This is a genomic window from Streptomyces sp. PA03-1a (assembly GCF_033792805.1).
In the GTDB taxonomy this organism is placed as follows: Bacteria; Actinomycetota; Actinomycetes; order Streptomycetales; family Streptomycetaceae; genus Actinacidiphila.
Genome location: NZ_JARAVO010000412.1, coordinates 1 through 3,925 on the forward strand (window position 1 = coordinate 1; position 3,925 = coordinate 3,925).

4 protein-coding genes are annotated in these 3,925 nt (G+C 72.4%); 2 read left to right on the forward strand and 2 right to left on the reverse strand.

All coding sequences use genetic code 11. The annotated features are described in order from the left end of the window. Nucleotides 1–24: 24 nt before the first annotated feature. Together PV341_RS44155 and PV341_RS44160 are read right to left on the reverse strand one after the other, a co-directional pair. Nucleotides 25–1,200 (reverse strand): AI-2E family transporter, encoded by a 1,176-nt coding sequence (locus PV341_RS44155; protein WP_500360879.1) that lies wholly within the window; start codon nt 1,198–1,200, stop codon nt 25–27. Between the two features lie 135 nt (nt 1,201–1,335). Further along, the gene (locus tag PV341_RS44160) at nt 1,336–1,530 is read right to left on the reverse strand and encodes a DUF3046 domain-containing protein (RefSeq protein ID WP_499514387.1); all 195 of its coding nucleotides are present in this window, start codon (nt 1,528–1,530) and stop codon (nt 1,336–1,338) included. A gap of 339 nt (nt 1,531–1,869) precedes the next feature. Between PV341_RS44160 and PV341_RS44165 the strand changes: the two genes are divergently transcribed. Next, complete coding sequence (locus tag PV341_RS44165) at nt 1,870–2,451, forward strand: TMEM165/GDT1 family protein (protein ID WP_499514386.1); 582 nt, start codon at nt 1,870–1,872, stop codon at nt 2,449–2,451. 190 nt (nt 2,452–2,641) lie between these two features. Then, entirely contained in the window at nt 2,642–3,862 is a 1,221-nt protein-coding gene (locus tag PV341_RS44170) for a PP2C family protein-serine/threonine phosphatase (RefSeq protein WP_500360881.1), read from the forward strand. Nucleotides 3,863–3,925: the final 63 nt, after the last annotated feature.

A 3,925-nucleotide genomic window follows, 5' to 3' on the forward strand; every position in this document is an offset into this window, starting at 1 on the left:
CGTTCCGGCCGTCCCGCCGGTCCCTCACGCCCCCGCGGGCCCCTCCGGTCCGTCGCCCGGCCCGTCACCGCCCGGACCGGTGCCCTGCCCGTCGCCCGGGCCGCTCCCCCGGCCGGTCCGGCGCGACCGGAACCGGAACAGCGGCCGCCGCTGCGGCCCGTGCGCCCGCGGGTCCGTGACGGCGTACCGCTTCACGTACGCCCCGAGGAAGCCCTGCAGCGTCGCCGTCGCCGGGATCGCCACCAGCGCGCCCACCGCCCCCAGCAGCGCCGTGCCGGCGATCACCGACCCGAAGGCCACCGCGGGGTGGATGTCGACGGTGCGCGCGGTGATCCGCGGCTGCAGCACGTAGTTCTCGAACTGCTGGTAGACCACGACGAAGCCGAGCACCCACACCGCGTCCCACGGGTCCTGCGTGAACGCGATCAGCATCGGCAGCGCCCCCGCCAGGTACGTGCCGACCGTCGGCACGAACTGCGAGACCACGCCGACCCAGACCGCCAGCGCCGGCGCGTACGGCACCCCGATGACCACGAACAGCACGTAGTGGGAGACGGCCGAGATCAGCGCCATCAGCGCCCGCGAGTACAGGTAGCCGCCGGTCTTGGCCACCGCGATCTCCCAGGCCCGCAGCACCTCGGCCTGCCGGGCGGGCGGCAGCACCGAGCACACGGCACGGCGCATCCGGGGCCCGTCGGCGGCGAAGTAGAAGGTGAACAGGCTGATCGTCAGCACCTGGAAGACCCCGCCGAGGACCGTCGCCGACAGCCCCCACACGTTGCCCGCCTGCCGCTGCACGTAGGTGCGCAGCCAGTCGGAGTGCAGCACGTTCTCCTGCACCTTGCCGACGGACAGGTCGGTGCCGAAGGTGTGGTTGACCCACACGACCACGTCGTCGACGTACTCCGGCAGATTGCGCCCGATCGAGGTGATCTGGTCCACCAGCAGGGAACCGAGCAGCACCACGAAGATCCCGCCCGCGGCGAGCACGACCAGGAACACCAGCCCGGTCGCCCACCCCCTGCGCATGCCGCGCGCGGCCATCCAGTCCACCGCCGGCTCGATCGCCAGGGCGCCGAAAAAGGCCAGCAGGATGTTCACCAGCAACCCGATGACCTGATGGAACGCCCAGTTCGCCAGTTGGAAGGCGGCCAGCAGCGCGATCGCCAGCAGCATCGCCTTCGGCAGCCACCGCGGCATCGCGGAACCCCCCGCGCCCTCCCCGGCACCCGTTCCGCGTCCCGGGTCCCCGGGCTCCCCCGGCGTCCGCGGACCCGCGGCCGCCCCGGCTATCGTCTCGTCGCTTCCCGCCACGACCCCAGTCCCACCCCGTGATCAGCGGCGCGAGGCCGGAACGTCGACGGCCGCGCAGACCGCCCGCCACACGTCCTTGGTCTCCCAGCCCTCGTCCAGTGCCTGGTGCACGGTCCGGCCGCCGAGCTCGGACATCACGTGGTCGCGCGCGAAGGAATCGGCGTACGTCTCGCCGAAGTGCGTGCGCATCCGTTCCCAGAACACCGTCAGCTTCATGCGGCCAGTATCCCGCGCCGCCGACCGAACGGGCGGGCGTCGCACAAGGGCGCGCACGTCCGCCGCCGGGCCGGCGGGGACGATCCGCGCGTTGGGTACACTGGGCCGCAGCGAAGGGGAGTAGTCCCGCAATACCGGCTGGTCGACACACTGGACGTCCTGGACGTCCCGGCCACCGGGCCGCCGCACCGGGTGCGGGGGTGGACGAGACCTTCGGCCAAGGCAAGACGTGGTCCGCACCGACGTGCGGGCCGCACCGTCGTGCCGGGCCGTTGGCGCTTCCCGTCGCCCCCTGGGTGCCGTCGAGTCCGCGGTCCGGCCCCAGCAGAAAGCACCGGAATGACCTTCGACCCCCTGGCGCTCGTCACCGCCTTCGGGCTGATCTTCCTCGCCGAGCTCCCGGACAAGACGATGTTCGCCTCACTGGCGATGGGCACGCGCATGCGCCCGCTGTACGTCTGGTTCGGCACCTCGACCGCCTTCATCGTGCACGTGGCCATCGCGGTGGGCGCCGGCAGCCTGATCAGCATGCTGCCGAACATGGCCGTGAAGCTGGTCTCCGCCGCCTTGTTCGCCTTCGGCGCCGTGATGCTTCTGCGGAGCGGGGGCGACGACGACCACGACGAGGCCGGCAGGACCGTGACCGGTTTCTGGCCGGTGTACTCCACCGCCTTCATGGCCGTCTTCATCGGCGAGTGGGGCGACCTCACGCAGATCACCACCGCCAACCTCGCCGCCACCAACGGCTGGCTGCCCACAGCCGTCGGCTCGGCCGCGGCCCTGATGTCGGTTTCCGCCCTGGCCCTGGTGGTGGGCCGGTTCATCGCCAAGAAGGTGCCGCTGAAGACCGTCCAGCGCATCGGCGGCGCCTGCATGGCGGGCCTGGCCGTCTGGACCCTGGTCGAGGCGTTCACAGGCTGACGGTCCCCGGCCTCCGGGGAGGGCGCACCGCCGCCCTCCCTCGCTCCGTCCGCTTTTTCCGAATGCTGCCATTAAGCGGTGCGATGACCGGAGATGTTTGCCGGGCGTACATTCGGTGTATGGGAGCGCCAGCGGTGGAGGACGACCTTCGCGCCGCGGCCCCCGGCCCCGTCAGGGACCCGGAGCCGCGATGAAGGGCAGTCTCACGCACCGCCTGTGGCGGCTGCCCGGGCGGCGGGCGGCCGCGCCGGGCTCAGGGCCCGGCCCCTCCTGGGTGACGCAGGTGACCCAGGGCCACGGGCCACTGGCGCTGGCCCTGTTCATGATCGGCGCGATCGTCGTCACCGGCTTCGTACTGCCGCCCACCGAGCACCTGGCCTCGCTGATGGTGGTGGTCCCCGCCACCACGGCCGTGCTGGCGGGACCGGGGACGACGACCTTGAGCGCCGCCCTGTCCTGCGTCGCCGCCTTCGTGCTGGACGTCCACGACAACCTGCTGGGCACCTCCATCCCCGCCGTCCACCAGCTGGAGATCCTCCTCGTCTCGGCCTTCGTCATCGCCTCCCGCAGCATCCGGGACCGCAGCGTCCGGGAGCTGATGGAGGTGCGGATCGTGTCCGACACCATCCAGCGCGTCCTGCTGCGCCCGCTGCCCCCGCGCATCGGGCCGTTGCTCGTGCGGGCCACGTACCACGCCTCCCATCCGTACGCGCAGATCGGCGGGGACCTGTACGCGGTGGCCCGGAGCGCGGCGGGGGTCCGTTTCCTGATCGGGGACGTCAAGGGCAAGGGGCTGCCGGCGGTCGAGGACGCGGAGGCCCTGCTCGGGGCGTTCCGGGGGGCCGCCCGCAGGTTCGGCTCGCTCCCGGAGCTGGTGGCCGACCTGGAGCACGCGGTGCGCGGCCACTTCGAGGAGACCGGCCGCACCGACAGCGACGCCGTGGAACGGTTCATCACTGCGCTGGTCCTGGAGGTCCCCGACGGCTGCGCCGAGATCCACATGGTCACCTGCGGGCACCCCCCGCCCTACATGGCGCAGCGGTCCGACACCCTGCTGCTGGCCCCGGCCGTGCCCTCTCCCCCGCTCGGCCTGGGGAGCCTGAACGCCGAGGACTACGTCGTCGACACCTTCCCCTTCGGCCGTGAGGCGACGCTGCTGCTCTACACCGACGGCGCCATCGAGGCCCGCAACGACGACGGCCAGTTCTACGACCTGGGCGCCCACGTGGCCGACTGGCCGGGCTCCCGTCCGGAGGAACTGCTCCAGCACGTGCTCGACGGGCTCTCCCTGCACGTGGGCGGCGGCGCCATCACGCTCGACGACGACATCGCCATGATCGCGGTGCAGTACCGCGACGGGTTCCCCTCGCCCTCCCCCGCACCGTCCGACGAGCGGCTCCTCACCTCCTGACACGGTCGCGGCGGCGGACCCTCCGCCGCGACCGTGTCAGGAGGTGAGGAGCCGCTCGTCGGA

What these genes read in the sequence shown, in the direction of transcription:
- PV341_RS44155 (WP_500360879.1), bottom strand. Translation starts at nt 1,200, where the DNA reads ATGCCGCGGTGGCTGCCGAAGGCGATGCTGCTGGCGATCGCGCTGCTG.
- PV341_RS44160 (WP_499514387.1), bottom strand. Translation starts at nt 1,530, where the DNA reads ATGAAGCTGACGGTGTTCTGGGAACGGATGCGCACGCACTTCGGCGAG.
- PV341_RS44165 (WP_499514386.1), top strand. Translation starts at nt 1,870, where the DNA reads ATGACCTTCGACCCCCTGGCGCTCGTCACCGCCTTCGGGCTGATCTTC.
- PV341_RS44170 (WP_500360881.1), top strand. Translation starts at nt 2,642, where the DNA reads ATGAAGGGCAGTCTCACGCACCGCCTGTGGCGGCTGCCCGGGCGGCGG.